Source organism: Clostridium pacaense, from assembly GCF_020709765.2.
Classification (GTDB): Bacteria; Bacillota; Clostridia; order Lachnospirales; family Lachnospiraceae; genus Enterocloster; species Enterocloster hominis.
The window spans coordinates 76,361-90,018 of sequence record NZ_JAJFEB020000011.1; the positions used below are offsets into that span (position 1 = coordinate 76,361).

Here is a 13,658-nt window from a genome sequence, read left to right on the forward strand (position 1 = left end):
GTCCCATTGCGTACATTCTAAGCGGACAGCCCCTCATTGTCGAAGGTGTCGCCCTCGGCAATCTTCTTCCGAATATCCTCGGAGATAATCGGGACAAACGCTTCTGTAACGGTCTGTGTGCCGACATATTCACGGCTGATTATCATCTGCACTGGTGCTTTTGGCACGATACGCTTTCTCTTTTTATCTGCTTTCTTATCCTCGCCCATACTTAAATCTTCCTTTCCAGACAGGGCAGGGAAGAGTTTGGAAATGTCCCCGCCCTGCCAATCAGATACCATTAATCCTCGCTGTTTAATTCTTTCTGTAATGCTTTAAGGAGTGCCGCCGCTTCATCAGCGTTCAGCGTGATTCCCTTGCCGCACTTTTCACGGTTCGGGGAAAAGCTGCGGATGTCATACTTCGGCTCTTTCCCATTCCATGAAATGAGATTGATTTCCTTTGTGTAGCCACTGTCGCCCGTAGACAATACTGCGATTTCCTTTACGATTTCATACTGGATTTCTCTCATTCTCCATACCTCAACTCTCTGTATTTACTTCCCGAAAAAAGAAGATTAGCGGCTGTCACGGTTGCGTTTCCTCTGCAACTCACGCTCCAAAAGTTTGATGATGGTTTCCTCCATCTGCTTCGGCGTTGTGTTCTTCGGAAAGTATTTTTTCAGCTTGCTTGTGTTGATTTTCAAGGTTTCTTTCTGGTTGCCCTTTTCCTCCGTCATAATCGCAAATATCGTATCCATGTCAAGCCGCCCGCTCTGGCTTAACTGTTTCATCCGCTGTGCCTGTGAGAGTGAGGGCGTTGCTTCTTCGCTCTCCATCGTGGCAAAGAGGTTTTCCTGCTCGTCTTTCTTCAAGAAGGACAGTTCCACCGCAGGCGTGAGGGCGATTTTCCCCTCGTCCACCATCTGCAAAATCGGCGGTATCAGTTCCGTCAGGCGGATAAAACGCTGCACGGTCATCCTGCCCACGCCGAAGCCCTGTGCCACCTTGTCGTCCGTCCGCAACTTCGTCACAACTTGTGACGAGGTTAAGTCTGTGCGGAAACCCTGCCGCTTCATGGCTTCGGATTTCATCTTGTAAGCAAACGCCCGCTCCGATGGCAGGATATTCTCACGCTGCAAATTGCTGTCTACAAGGGTGATGATGGCTCGGTCACGGTCTAAGGGCAGGACAAACGCAGGCACGGTATTTATCCCTGCAAGTTCAGAAGCACGGACACGCCGCTGTCCTGCAATCACTTCATAACCGTCCCCGTCCTCTTTCGGGCGTGTGATTATCGGCGTGACAATGCCAAATTCCTTGATGCTTTCCGCTAACTCTGACAGTGTTTCATCTTCTGCCACATGAAACGGATTGTCGGGGAACGGGTACAAGTCTTTGGTCTTTAACACCTTAAAATCCTGTTTCTTCATTCACATATCTACCTTTCTTTCGCTCTGCTTCTATGATTTTTCTGCAATTCTTCCAACACTTCGGGCGGTATTTTTGACAGCAGCCGCCCCATCTGCTCGTTGGTTCTCTGCAATTCAAATATCTTCTGATTCGCTTTCTGCACCTTTAGTTCCTGCTCGTACTTTTCATCACGCATACGCCCCGCATAGTCTGATTCCTGCCCAATTCTCTCTTTCAAACTGTCGATATACGCCTGCTGTTTCCCGATTTCCTTAGAGAATTTCTCCACGTCTGGCAGCCATGCAGAGAGTAAATCTAACGCTTTATCCCTTTTCTTCCCTGCGTTAAAGGCGTTGATGTCGGATAGGGCAGACACGATTTCTTCATACTGTTTATCAAGCCTGCCGCCTAATTTATAGAGCCATGTGGGGACGTGTTTCCGCTTGGTTTCCATTGAGGACTGCCCCCGTTCAAGCTGATTCCACCGTGAGGACATCCGCTCATGGTAGGCGGTCTGCCACTCGGATAATGATTTCTGGTTGCCTAAGATAGCTTTCGCTGACAGCTTATTGTCTGGCGTAATCGGCACAAAGCAGAGGTGCATATGGGGCGTTCTCTCGTCCATATGGACGACAGCGGAGAGGATATTCTGCTTTCCAACACGCTCCGAAATGAAGTCAAGAGCCGTCTGGAAATACGCTTTTTGTTCTTCGGGCGGTAACTGGTTCATAAATTCTGGTGAAGCTGTGATGAGCGTTTCCACCATCATCACGCTGTCTTTCCTTGTCCTGCACCCCGCTTCGGCTACCATGCGGTTAATCTCTTTCTTGTAGGTGTACTTTGGTGGTGCTATGAGATGGTAATTGTTTTTAGAGCGTTCCATATCTATATCTTGGTTGCTTTTGTAGGCTTCTTTCTTCCGCTCGTTGTGGCGTTCACAAGCCGCAACGCCGCCCGCTTTTCGTTTCTGGAAACGCAGGATTGCATAAGGCATAGGCGGATTCCTCCTTTCTTTCGGCGGGTGACCGTCCTTTGGGGTGACAGCGGTGACGGTGGTGACAGCAGTTTTGGGATACCCCCTGCCGACTGCCGCAACTGTCACCCTCACCCCCTGCATGACGGTCATGTCGATGATGACGGTGTTTTTGGGATACCCCCCTCGCAAGAGCCGTCACCGTCATGCCGCCATTCTTTTATCCGAAGCCGTAAGGCGTAGGATAGCAGGGCACAGCCCTGCCTTAAGGGAGTCCAGAGGGAACGTCTGGCACACGACTTTGCAGGGCAAGGTGTAGTGTGTTACACCCTGTAAACGCAGTCGGAAAAATCGGAATGATTTTTCTGACCGCAGGGGTGGTTTTACACGACCGAAAAGGGCGAGTAAATCTCACGCCTGCATTTTGCGTTTACGGGGTGTTCTCCCGTAGGGATGACAGCGGCAGGGTATCCTAAAATCACTGTCACCACCGTCACTGCTGTCACCCGCAGGGCAGAGCCGCCAGCTTTACATGGCTTTAAGCGTCAATGACAGTAACAGGGGGGTATCCTAATATCGCTGTCACCACCATCACCGCTGTCACCCGCCCTCCTTGCAAGGGCAATCCGCCTGCCGTCTTTCCTGCGGCTGTACTGGTAGCAGATACGGTTCTCGCTTAAAAATGTGGTGCGGTATTCATTCAGCCATTTCGTAATCACCGTGGGTATGGTTTCCGTTTCCCCCATAGCGGCTAACAGTTCCGTTGCCGTGCCTATCCATTCTTCCTTATCCCTCATAAAATCCACCAACCGAAAAAGGACATCTGGTATCGTTTCTTTCGCAAGCTGCTCCTGCGTTTTCCGCTCCACAAGCTCCCAACGGCAATCACGGAAACGCAGCGTGTATTCCTGATAAGGCGTGTCCCTGCCCGTCACATACAGCTTGGCGGTGTCAGACGCACGTTTCTCCTTTTCCAGAACAAAGGTAGCGTCCGCACTCCCCGTTAATCCTGTCGTCCCAGACACCTTGTTGAACACGTCGCTGTCATTCTGCTTTCGGATGTGGTGTACGACAATGACCGCCAGAGAGTGCCTGTCGGCAAAGTCTTTGATGAGGGAGATGTCCCCATAGTCGCTTGCATAGGCATTGTCTTTTGAAGCTGTACGGACTTTCTGCAAGGTATCAATGACAATGAGCCTGCTGTCTGGGTAATCTTTCAGATAATCTTCAAGCTGCACGATAAGACCGTCTGACAGCTTGCAGCTTGCCACGGCAAAGTGGAGCCGCCCGCTTGCTTCGTCCGTCAAACGAAATAACCTGTCCTGTATGCGGCAGAACGTGTCCTCAAGGCAGAGGTAAAGCACATCGCCCTCCATTGTCGGCATATCCCATAAAGGGATTCCCTGCGACACGCATAAGCATAGCTTCAGCATGAGCCAGCTTTTGCCTATCTTCTGTGAGCCGCAGAACAGCGATAAGCCTGTCGGGATAAGGCTGTCCACCACAAAGGATGGTTTCTCAAGCGGTTCATAAAGGAGCGTTTCGGCGTTGACTGTCTGTAACTTCTGCATGGCTTTCCTCCTTTCGGGCGGTGTCTTTGTTTTCGTTGCACATAGGCGTTGACCTCCTTAAAAATAGATTTACTCCCACGGAAAAAAGTGAGAGTATGTAATGCCGCCAATCCCACACAAATAAAAAACAGATTTCTTTTTCGGGCGGTGTCGGTCACGGTTGGAGATATTTCTTCAATTTCCGCCTTTACTTTCTCCTTTGCAATCGCAACAGATTTCTGTATTGCCGAAGCGGTGCAATGCTCCATAGCGGCGATTTGGTAAAAATTGAACTCATACTCGTAGTAGAGCAGGAAACGCCGCCTTTGTATCTCTGGAAGGCTCCCAACCGCCTTATAGAGCGTTTCATTCCGTTCTTCCTCAACCATGCGTTCATCAAGGCTCTTAGGCACACGCAACGCCCGTCTGTAAAGGGTTTCGTCCCATACCTCGTTAAACTCCCTGTGCCGCTCGTCCCATTAGAAAAGATTCCTGTTCCTGCGCTCCATCTGCCGAAACTCCATAAAGAACTGTTCCGACACTTCCAACTCGTGGGATTTGCCCTGCCCGTCCTTAAAGCTGATAAAATACCTTGTGCCGCTTTCCGTGGATTCCTCCCGAAGCGTGTATGCCTTAACCCTGTATGCCATCCTGTTGTCCTCCTGCAAAAAATGAGTGAGGGGATTTCCATCCCTCACCCAGTAGCCCGCAGGATGGCAGGCTGTTTTAGAAGCTATAAAATTTTCCGCAGCTTCTTCCGCAGATGGTCTAACCTCGCATAGATGGCACCAGTCGTCAAATGCACAAGCGGGGCAATCTCCTTTGTGGAATACCCCTGCATTTTCAGCAGGACGATTTTCAAGGTACGCCCGTCCACCGTGACTAATACTTGATAGAGATTTTCGCTCTCAATCTCTTCCAGTAACTCCGCAACCGTACCCACTTCCGCCTGCCGCTCCCTGCCTGCCATGTCCTCAAGATATTCCGCAACGTCATTCGTCCATCGGTAAAACCGCCTGTTGGAATTGAAGTCTGCCCTGTCCGCCATGCGTATCTGCTCAATGGTCGCTTCATCAACGCCGCACTCACGCAGCAGCTTTTCCTCCGCTTCTTTCCAGATACGCCATTTCCTGTCCTCCCGTCCGTGGTTGTATGCCATTCTTACTTCCTCCAATCAGAATTGATTGAGAGGGCAGAGAAAAGCCCCCTCATCTTCCCAAAGGAAAAAACAAGGGGGCTGAACGCCTTAAATTTTAATTTTCTATTATCTTTCTTAGTTTTATTAGGATTCTGGCTTTGCGTTTGTTTACAACGCTCTGGGTTATGCCCAACCTCGCCCCGACTTCACGCTCGGAAAGTCCGTCAAAAAAGATTGCCTGTATCAGCTCCTGTTCACTATCCGACAGCAAAGGCAGGGCGGCTTTCAGCCTGTCCACCATGACCGCATTGACAACGGTTTCTGCAATGTCCACCGCTTCATCAGTGATAAAGTCCAGAGGATTCCCCTCGCTGTCCGTAAATCCGTCGAGAGATAGCAGTCTATTCTTTGTATCTAATTTTTGCAGATAACGCCACCGTTCCTTGTCACGGTAGAAGTCTGTGTATTGCTCCCTCACGACTTCAAGCAGACAGCCTTGAATGGGGATAAACAGCTTGTCCATATAGGTCTGGTCGGATTCCCTGCAACGGCAGAACTCCGTGTAGGATAATTCCACATAGCCGCCACTTTCTCTGATATATACCTTTCTTGGTGCATATTTCACCATAAATACCTCCCATCTGAATTTTTGAAATGTAAAAAATCCAGATGGAGAGGCGGAGAACGACACCGCATATCAGAAACAGCCCTACGGCACTTTCCAACAAAAATCGACAAAAGAAAAACCGCAAAGGCTCTGTGACCTTTACGGTTATAGGAAATAGTAATTCTATTGTATGGAGATTGTACTTCTACTTTCAAGGTGAGAAGTACCGTTGCACTGGCAGAAATTTTTTTAACTGGTTTCCTGCCGTTCTCTGATATGCTATGTATTGATAAATTTTGCTTCGTATGAGCAGATAGATAACTGCCCGAAAAAAGGACATAAAAAAATCCCTCCAAATTTAAAAACAAATTCAGAGGGTAATTTAGGGTATAACAAAATAACCCACCCGAATATCGTTTTTTTTATTTGGTGAGTTTGTTCTTTCAAATACGAAACAAAAAGAGCCGATGATTCGTGAATTGTTCCACAATTTCATCGGCTCTGCGTCTTAAGCGTCTGGCTCTTTGATGACAGTTATCTTCAAGTTGTCAACTTTAATCAATCTTTCTTGTCTGCATTTTGGACAATAAAGGGGATAATTCTCCAAAACAGTGTCCTTCCTAATTTTATTACGGGTTTTGCTCCCACAAACAGGACACAATATCCATTCGCATTTCATCATAATTAGTCTCTAATCCTTTCAAATCTCATTTTATATGACTTTTGCAAGCTGTTAAGCTAACTTGTGGAACATATGCCGAACCTTATCTATACGGCTATTCGGGCGGCGGGGTTGGCAAATAAATTTACCAATAGCTGGCTGGTATCCTTTTAACTCTGTCAAGCAGACTCCCTGCCCATTTGTGAAATAAGTTAAATCGTTCCTGTATTCTTGAATACATCTAGCAGGGATTTCTCCTTTCAGAATGACCTCGTCATTCTTTATCTGAGTACTTACAATATCTGCACAATACCTTGGAGCATCATGATACGCCCGTGAGAGATATTCCTGCGGTGCATAAATTTCAAAGTGGAGATATGGCTCTAATAGTTCTGTCCCTGCTTTTTTTAAAGCCTGCTCCAATACGATAGGGGAAAGCAGCCGAAAGTCTGCGGGGGTACTTACAGGACTATAATACAATCCATATTCAAAACAGATTTTACAGTCTGTCACTTTCCATCCATACAGCCCCTGCTCGCAGCCATAAAGAACCCCCTCCATAACCGCATTTTGGAACGATTGATTTAAATATCCAAGTGAAACTCTGCTTTCATACTGCACTCCGCTTCCAATAGGGAGCGGCTCTATGGACAACCCGACAGAAGCCCAGAAAGGATTTGGCGGGACTTCTATGTGGATGGTATATTCTGCTTTTCTAAGCGGTCTTTCCATATATATAACAGTAGGCTCTTTTATTTCTGCCTCCACATGATATTTTTCCTCAAGGATGGCACAAATGACTTCCATCTGCACATTCCCCAAAAAAGAAAGTATAATCTCATGCGTTGTAGTATCCACATAATATTTTAAAAGAGGGTCGCCATCTGAAATTTCTGTAAGTGCCCCAAGCAATATTTCCCGCTGTTCAGATTTCTTTACTGCAATCGTTGTTTGGAGCATAGGGAGAGGATTTTCAATAAATTTTCTCTGCGGCAACAGTATTTCGTTCCCCAAAATACTGTTTAGCTGCAAAACATCATTTGGTAAAATTACAATATCACCAGAGCAGGCTGTATCGGATGAATATAATTCACCGTTTGTCGGAACACACATCTCTGTGATTTTTATTTTCTCTTTTTCAGATATTCTAATAACATCCCTCAAATGCAATGTTCCGCTATATATACGCACATAAACAAAACGCCGCCTTTTCTCTGAATATTCAATCTTAAAAACCTGCCCGCATAGTTCAGATTGACCTTCAGGCGTTGATGAATAAAATTTACTGGCAATTACTTCTATAAGCTGCCGAATCCCCAGATTGTTTTTAGCGCTTCCGTGATAAACGGGAAATAACGTTCCGTTTTGGAATCTCCTGTTTTCTTCCTGTTCCAGTTCTGACATTTTAAACGGTTTCCCTGACATATATTTCTCTAATAGTTCATCGTTTCCCATAATTACCGCATCCCACTGTTCCATATCGTCATTGTCCGTTACATTTATATGGGGATGCTGCCCAACCTTTTGCTTCACTATAATTTCCGAAGAAAGCTTTGCTTTCATTTCCCGATATACCATTGGCAAATCAATCCCCTCTTGGTCAATTTTATTGATGAAAAAAATTGTCGGAATCTTCATTATCTGTAGTGCATGAAACAGTATACGGGTCTGTGCCTGTATGCCATCCTTTGCAGAAACTAATAATACTGCTCCGTCTAATACGGATAAAGAACGGTATACTTCCGCCAAAAAATCCATATGGCCTGGCGTATCTATAATGTTGACTTTTACATCCTCCCACTGAAAAGATGTCACTGCTGTCTGGATAGTGATTCCCCTTTGACGCTCCAAATTCATTGTATCTGTCCTTGTTGTGCCTTCATCTACGCTCCCTAGTTCTGCAATTGCACCACTGGTATACAATAAACTTTCCGTTAATGTTGTCTTTCCTGCGTCAACGTGAGCCAGAATGCCTAAGTTAATTATTTTCATGTGATTTTCCTCCTATCAACACCCAAAAAAGGGCATAAAAATACCCAGTGATAAATACTCCTATCACTGGGTAAATAACTCCAATAGCCCCAAAACACTTATATGTTTTCGGGCATATAAAATTACATGATAAAAGTATTCTTAAACTGGGTACAAAAAACTAAGCCCCATATTAAAAGTGAAACGGGACTGCTACTTTTTGTTCCCACTATCAAATTGACAGTTTATTTAAGAATACCTTGCCGCATATTTATTAACTCCTTGTATAATACTGAATCTAATTATATTCCTTAACCCTTTATTTGTCAAGCTGACAAACTAAAGCAGAAAAAGCGGCAGGATTTCCCCCTGCCACTAATCATCTGTTTATGCAAAAATAATTTCCTTTTCCACAATCTCCCTCGCACAAGCCCTTATGTTATTGAGGCATCCTGTCCATTCTAAGGCGTTTTCTGCCTTTAGCTGTTCCGTTATGCCCTGTGCCTGTTTCATACCCTCTATGAGCCTTTCAAAGCGTTCCTGTGCCTGTCTGTTGATGTCGGCAAGGTAGGCGTTTAGCCTGCCGCTTGTAAGAAGATTGGTGTATGTAACTTTACGGTACTGTTTTAGATAATCTAAATGCCGTTGCCCCCAGATGCCTATTGCCTGTTCTTCTTCGGCGGGTACAGTTAAGCACGGTATCAAATAATCCCCTTGCCTTTCGTATTTGCCGCCCAGTTCCTCAAATAATGATTTTGCCATTGTCTGTTACCTCCACATTCTTTTTTATTTTGAATGTCCGCAAAATCCGTCCTACATCATAGGGACTCATATAGAAATCGCTGACCGTAACCGTATGCTGCTGTTCATCATCCCCTCTCCACGCTTCACTCTCCGGACTTCCCATCAAAAACGTTCCACCAGAAACCAAGACAAAACCATCGTTTATTTCTGTCTGACTTTCCTTTTCCTCCTGTTTCTGATTGACTGATTGTGAGAGATTTTCTTCTGCTTCCACAGGAGGCATGGCTTCCCATGAACCGGCTGGGGACATACGGTTTCCTCTCATTAGCCAGAAAATAACCCCTATACAAATCAGGATTGGAATTAAGAAAGTGAGATATTTTGCCGTCTTATGTTTCATGCCGTTCCCTTTTAATCCTTTCATTTGTTTCTGTCCATAGTAACCGGCTGTTATAAACAATCCCATAATGGAAAGTGTTTCTAAAAAAAACATAGCAGCCGGCTTCGTTTCATCCCAAAAGACAAAGGCCGTTTTTAAGAACAGATAGTCTGGCATGTCCTGCTGTATAAAAGCATAGATACCGAATATGGAAATTGCGGCTGCCAGGCCCCTGGCAAGCCAGGTCAGTCCGTCTTCTGATTCTGATTTCTTCCGAAACTTTGTTCCCAGTCTTACCACCATCCCCCAATGCATCCCGGTATGCAGGGACATCAGAATCAGCCCCCAATGGGAAGCAAACAGGTGAAGTCTGCGGGACAGAATCATGCCTCCTGAAACAGGCAGCCACTCGAATACAAATCCACTCATCATGATGCCGCTGATTATTAAAACAGACATATCTGCAAAAAGGAGCAAATTCATAACCGTGCCAAGGCTGCGAAGCGGTGTGTAGTTCCCTTTCCCGATATTTTTTAACCAATTTATGTTTAACAGATGATGGAGGAGCAGCACAACGGCCATCGCCGTCCCAATCCATTCATGAAATTCCTGACCGGTCAATATTTCTGCCATCAAAACAGGAAGCATGACAAGCAGGCATATATCCACCATCCTCTTTAACTCTGCCGTCTTCACCGGGCCATCACATCCAGTGAAAGACCATCAATCCAGCTCACCATTTCCTCATGTAAGATATCACTGCTAAGCCGTTCCCCATCCAGCCAGGTTACATCCGAGGCTGCAAGGTCATGCAGATTTCGTGCGCTGGCGCCAATCCCGCTGCCTCCGGAAGTGCAGAATGGAACAATCGTCTTTCCGCTGAAATCATAAGATTCCATGAAGGTATCGATGATACGCGGCGCTTCTCCCCACCAGATGGGATAGCCCAGAAAGATTATTTCGTACTGGTCCATATCCTCCACACTGCCGGAGATTGCAGGGCGGGCGCCTTCATCATTCTGTTCTCTGGTGCTTCGGCTGTTGTTGTCACTATAATTCAAGTCTTCTGATGAATACGGGATTTCCGGTACGATTTCATATAAATCTCCCCCGGTAACTTCAGAGATATATCCTGCCAGGGTCTTCGTAGTTCCCGTCGCGGAAAAATATGCGACCAGAATATCAGGACCAGCTTCCCTGCCGGTTTCCTCCATAACGGAGGCGTTCTCCCCGCTGCCGCTCTGCAGAGGTTCCGTTTGCTGTACCTCTTTTCCGGTTTCCTGTGAAGAAGCTGGTGCCGTTGTGCCAGGAGCAGGCACACTGCCCTGACTGCCGCAGGCAGTCACAGCAAACACCATGGAACAGGCACAGATGAACGATAGTATTCTTTTCATTGTAGAGTCCTCCTTCTCTTTGAACCTTACTTATGCGCTTTTTGAATTTTGTACCGCAAATAGTCCACGCGGTCTAACTGTTTCTGTTTAAAATGGAGTTCGTCAAGAGTCGCTCCCCGTTTTTTGTTTAACATATCCAGCCGTTCTTTTTCGGTTGAATCCCCTTCCAGAAGAAGGCGCATATAAGACTCAACCTCGCTGTTGTCAAATCCAACGTCATGGAGCGTCATAATCATACTAAGCCTTTGTATATCCTGGTCATCGTACTGCCATACCCCCATCACTTTCTTTACTTCATCACACAGCCCCCAGCTTTCATATTCCTTTAAAACTTCAACCGGAATATGATACCGTTCACTTGCTTCATTGATTGTCATAGTTCCACCTCGCTTTTTACTCATGAAAATAAGGGTGCTCCATTCAGGAACACCCTCATCTTAATCCTTTTATGTTGTAATGTCTAATGCCTATATTTTATCATCAGATATTACTTTTTCGTATTGCTTTAAAAACTTTATAAAACTGCCGGCGGCAGGGGAAAAGACCTGCTCTTTTTTCCAGGCAAGGGCTGTACTGCTTTCAAGGGAAGGATACAGAGGAATAAAGCGCAGATGTTCAAACGTACAGTTCAGCTTAATTCCAAGCACGATACCCAGGCGATTCTCCGCAAGCATCGCTTCATTGTATAGCAGATTACCGGTCGCAATAATTTTCACCTGGGTGTTTAAATCACCAAGCCATTTTCCAATACTGCTTTTCAAAAATTCACCTTTGGCAATGATTAACTGTCTGCCCATCAGATCCTCCGGCTGAATCCATTCCTTTTGTGCCAGGTCAGAATCCGCACCTACCCAGGCTCCCCAGCGTTCCTTTACCGGCATGGAAACAAAATCATATTTACGGATGTCAATGGGTTCTGCCATCAATCCTATGTCCAAAAGCCCTCTTTCAATATGGTCATGGACGTTTTCCGCATTTCCACTGTAAATTTCATACTGGACCAGGGGATGCTTCTCCGAAAAAGAAGAAATAATCTGAGCCAGTAATCTGGTGGACTGAAACTCTCCGCTGCCAATACAAATTTTTCCGGTAAGTTCCTCGTCTCCCTGCAGCAGCTCCTGACGTGTTTTCTCTGCCATGGACAGCATTTCCTGCGCCCGGTGCTTCAGTATCATGCCAGATTCAGTTAAAATGATATTATGATTACTTCTGGTAAAAAGCTCTACCCCCAGTTCTTCCTCCAGCTGTGCAATCTGACGGGATAAGGTGGGCTGAGTAACATGGAGCATCTGCGCCGCCCTTGTAAAATTCTCCTCTCTGGCTACCGCCAGAAAATAATTCAACACCCGAAGTTCCATATTCCCGCCCCCTTTTCGTGTCATTATATCAGAATACAAAGTCTTTATCAATATTAACTCAAGTCGCTCCCATTGGTGGCAATCACTTTCTGATACCAGTAAAAACTGTCTTTGCGTTCCCTGCTCAAGTCACCGGTTCCGTCATCAAATTTATTGACATAGATAAAACCATATCGTTTCGCCATCTCGCCAGTGGACAGGGAGACAAGGTCAATGCAGCCCCATGGGGTATACCCGATTAAGTCAACGCCATCGGCAATCGCTTCGCCCATCTGCCCGATGTGCTGACGCAGATAGTCAATGCGGTACTCGTCATGTATCCTTCCGTCCTCAGCCTTCACGTCATGTGCTCCCAAACCGTTTTCGACCACCATTAGCGGAATCTGGTAACGGTCATAAATCTCGTTCAGCGTCCAGCGCAAACCTTTGGGGTCAATCTGCCATCCCCAGTCAGAAGCTTTCAAATAGGGATTTTTCGCCCCTCCCAACAGATTTCCGGCGGCGCACTCTACAGAAGGGTCAGTGGAAACACAGAAAGTCATGTAATAGCTGAATGTGTAAAAATCAACCGTCCCCTTTTTCAGTTCTTCCAAATCCCCCGGCTCCATCTTAATCTCCACATTATTTTCTGCGAAGAAACGTCTGGAATAGCTGGGATAACTGCCTCGCACCTGAACATCAGAGCAGAACCAGTTCACCATCCTCATATGGCTTTGGACTGCCAACACGTCATCCGGATTACAGGTATAAGGATAGTCCGGTAAAAATGCAATCATGTTTCCCATTTTAAATTGTGGATAGTTTTCATGGGCATGGTTCACAGCACGGGCCGACGCCACAAACTGATGGTGCAGCGCCTGATAACGCGTCTGCATTGTGACGGGAGCTTCCAGGGAAGGACCTGTATATCCCTGAACGGTGCTGATTGCAATCGTTGTTCCAGTGAACAGCGTACCGCAGTTAATCTCATTGAACGTCAGCCAATACTTCACCTTATCCTTATAACGCTCGAAGATGACCTTACAATAATTCATATATAAATCAATCAGACGGCGGTCAGCCCAGCCGTTGTATTTCTCTACCAACGCATACGGGAGTTCATAATGGGAAATTGTCACCAAAGGCTCAATATGATGCTTCCTGCAGCAGTCAAACACCTTATCATAATAAGCCAGCCCTTTCTCATTCGCTTTTTCTTCTTCACCGGTAGGAAAAATCCGGGTCCAGTTGATGGACAGGCGAAATACCTTAAATCCCATTTCAGCAAATAGAGCGATGTCCTCTTCGTAATGGTGATAAAAATCTATGGCTTCATGGGTAGGATAAAACAGTTCCGGATCCAGGCTGGAATCAACTCTCCGCGGGACCGTATGACTCCCATTGGTGATAATATCAGGAACACCGATTCCCTTTCCATCTTCATTCCAGCCACCTTCACACTGATGGGCAGCAACTGCGCCGCCCCATAAAAAATTTTCAGGAAATTTCATAT

At 46.1% G+C, this 13,658-nt stretch carries 15 protein-coding genes and 2 pseudogenes; all 17 read right to left on the bottom strand.

Annotated elements, in window-relative coordinates; all coding sequences use genetic code 11:
* Positions 1-17: 17 nt before the first annotated feature.
* The 17 genes and pseudogenes from LK536_RS47500 to LK536_RS47580 all read right to left on the bottom strand — a co-directional run bounded on the left by LK536_RS47500 (position 18) and on the right by LK536_RS47580 (position 13,656).
* Positions 18-281 carry a hypothetical protein gene (locus LK536_RS47500; RefSeq protein ID WP_000253176.1) on the bottom strand — a complete coding sequence of 88 codons (264 nt, stop codon included), beginning with the start codon at positions 279-281 and terminating at the stop codon, positions 18-20.
* The gene (locus tag LK536_RS47505; protein ID WP_001206986.1) at positions 281-511 is read right to left on the bottom strand and encodes a YdbC family protein; all 231 of its coding nucleotides are present in this window, start codon (positions 509-511) and stop codon (positions 281-283) included. Before LK536_RS47505 ends, LK536_RS47500 begins: the two co-directional genes overlap by 1 nt.
* Before the next feature lie 45 nt (positions 512-556).
* On the bottom strand, positions 557-1,411 hold the full coding sequence (locus tag LK536_RS47510; RefSeq protein ID WP_000743700.1) for a ParB/RepB/Spo0J family partition protein: 855 nt from the start codon (positions 1,409-1,411) through the stop codon (positions 557-559).
* An 8-nt stretch (positions 1,412-1,419) separates the two neighbouring features.
* Positions 1,420-2,385 (bottom strand): MobV family relaxase, encoded by a 966-nt coding sequence (gene mobV, locus LK536_RS47515; RefSeq protein WP_227796378.1) that lies wholly within the window; start codon positions 2,383-2,385, stop codon positions 1,420-1,422.
* A gap of 524 nt (positions 2,386-2,909) precedes the next feature.
* Positions 2,910-3,935 carry an AAA family ATPase gene (locus tag LK536_RS47520; RefSeq protein ID WP_001170964.1) on the bottom strand — a complete coding sequence of 342 codons (1,026 nt, stop codon included), beginning with the start codon at positions 3,933-3,935 and terminating at the stop codon, positions 2,910-2,912.
* Between the two features lie 458 nt (positions 3,936-4,393).
* Complete coding sequence (locus LK536_RS47525; protein WP_000331638.1) at positions 4,394-4,564, bottom strand: hypothetical protein; 171 nt, start codon at positions 4,562-4,564, stop codon at positions 4,394-4,396.
* Between the two features lie 83 nt (positions 4,565-4,647).
* Complete coding sequence (locus LK536_RS47530; protein WP_000323895.1) at positions 4,648-5,073, bottom strand: RNA polymerase sigma factor; 426 nt, start codon at positions 5,071-5,073, stop codon at positions 4,648-4,650.
* A gap of 94 nt (positions 5,074-5,167) precedes the next feature.
* Entirely contained in the window at positions 5,168-5,680 is a 513-nt protein-coding gene (locus LK536_RS47535) for a sigma-70 family RNA polymerase sigma factor (protein ID WP_000241709.1), read from the bottom strand.
* A gap of 471 nt (positions 5,681-6,151) precedes the next feature.
* Positions 6,152-6,341, bottom strand: a pseudogene (locus LK536_RS47540) (cysteine-rich KTR domain-containing protein).
* A gap of 51 nt (positions 6,342-6,392) precedes the next feature.
* Positions 6,393-8,312, bottom strand: coding sequence for a tetracycline resistance ribosomal protection protein Tet(O) (gene tet(O) / locus LK536_RS47545; RefSeq protein ID WP_000691758.1), 1,920 nt, complete (start codon positions 8,310-8,312; stop codon positions 6,393-6,395).
* 366 nt (positions 8,313-8,678) lie between these two features.
* Complete coding sequence (locus LK536_RS47550; protein ID WP_001129922.1) at positions 8,679-9,053, bottom strand: TnpV protein; 375 nt, start codon at positions 9,051-9,053, stop codon at positions 8,679-8,681.
* Positions 9,034-10,110, bottom strand: coding sequence for a DUF4405 domain-containing protein (locus LK536_RS47555; protein ID WP_227796340.1), 1,077 nt, complete (start codon positions 10,108-10,110; stop codon positions 9,034-9,036). The genes LK536_RS47550 and LK536_RS47555 overlap by 20 nt, the downstream gene beginning before the upstream one ends.
* The gene (locus LK536_RS47560; protein ID WP_227796341.1) at positions 10,107-10,808 is read right to left on the bottom strand and encodes a flavodoxin; all 702 of its coding nucleotides are present in this window, start codon (positions 10,806-10,808) and stop codon (positions 10,107-10,109) included. The genes LK536_RS47555 and LK536_RS47560 overlap by 4 nt, the downstream gene beginning before the upstream one ends.
* A 26-nt stretch (positions 10,809-10,834) precedes the next feature.
* Entirely contained in the window at positions 10,835-11,185 is a 351-nt protein-coding gene (locus LK536_RS47565; RefSeq protein ID WP_025482936.1) for a MerR family transcriptional regulator, read from the bottom strand.
* A 90-nt stretch (positions 11,186-11,275) separates the two neighbouring features.
* Complete coding sequence (locus tag LK536_RS47570) at positions 11,276-11,947, bottom strand: LysR family transcriptional regulator substrate-binding protein (RefSeq protein ID WP_227796379.1); 672 nt, start codon at positions 11,945-11,947, stop codon at positions 11,276-11,278.
* Between the two features lie 48 nt (positions 11,948-11,995).
* Positions 11,996-12,190, bottom strand: a pseudogene (locus tag LK536_RS47575) (LysR family transcriptional regulator); the annotation flags it as partial.
* A 29-nt stretch (positions 12,191-12,219) separates the two neighbouring features.
* Positions 12,220-13,656, bottom strand: a complete 1,437-nt coding sequence (locus LK536_RS47580; RefSeq protein WP_227796342.1) for a glycoside hydrolase family 1 protein — start codon at positions 13,654-13,656, stop codon at positions 12,220-12,222.
* Positions 13,657-13,658: the final 2 nt, after the last annotated feature.

Excerpts from the sequence above, each read along its gene's own strand:
- LK536_RS47505 (WP_001206986.1), bottom strand. The coding sequence starts at position 511 with ATGAGAGAAATCCAGTATGAAATCGTAAAGGAAATCGCAGTATTGTCT.
- LK536_RS47535 (WP_000241709.1), bottom strand. The coding sequence starts at position 5,680 with ATGGTGAAATATGCACCAAGAAAGGTATATATCAGAGAAAGTGGCGGC.
- LK536_RS47510 (WP_000743700.1), bottom strand. The coding sequence starts at position 1,411 with ATGAAGAAACAGGATTTTAAGGTGTTAAAGACCAAAGACTTGTACCCG.
- LK536_RS47580 (WP_227796342.1), bottom strand. The coding sequence starts at position 13,656 with ATGAAATTTCCTGAAAATTTTTTATGGGGCGGCGCAGTTGCTGCCCAT.
- LK536_RS47530 (WP_000323895.1), bottom strand. The coding sequence starts at position 5,073 with ATGGCATACAACCACGGACGGGAGGACAGGAAATGGCGTATCTGGAAA.
- LK536_RS47550 (WP_001129922.1), bottom strand. The coding sequence starts at position 9,053 with ATGGCAAAATCATTATTTGAGGAACTGGGCGGCAAATACGAAAGGCAA.
- LK536_RS47520 (WP_001170964.1), bottom strand. The coding sequence starts at position 3,935 with ATGCAGAAGTTACAGACAGTCAACGCCGAAACGCTCCTTTATGAACCG.
- LK536_RS47560 (WP_227796341.1), bottom strand. The coding sequence starts at position 10,808 with ATGAAAAGAATACTATCGTTCATCTGTGCCTGTTCCATGGTGTTTGCT.
- LK536_RS47565 (WP_025482936.1), bottom strand. The coding sequence starts at position 11,185 with ATGACAATCAATGAAGCAAGTGAACGGTATCATATTCCGGTTGAAGTT.
- LK536_RS47525 (WP_000331638.1), bottom strand. The coding sequence starts at position 4,564 with ATGGCATACAGGGTTAAGGCATACACGCTTCGGGAGGAATCCACGGAA.
- LK536_RS47500 (WP_000253176.1), bottom strand. The coding sequence starts at position 281 with ATGGTATCTGATTGGCAGGGCGGGGACATTTCCAAACTCTTCCCTGCC.
- mobV (WP_227796378.1), bottom strand. The coding sequence starts at position 2,385 with ATGCCTTATGCAATCCTGCGTTTCCAGAAACGAAAAGCGGGCGGCGTT.
- LK536_RS47570 (WP_227796379.1), bottom strand. The coding sequence starts at position 11,947 with ATGGCAGAGAAAACACGTCAGGAGCTGCTGCAGGGAGACGAGGAACTT.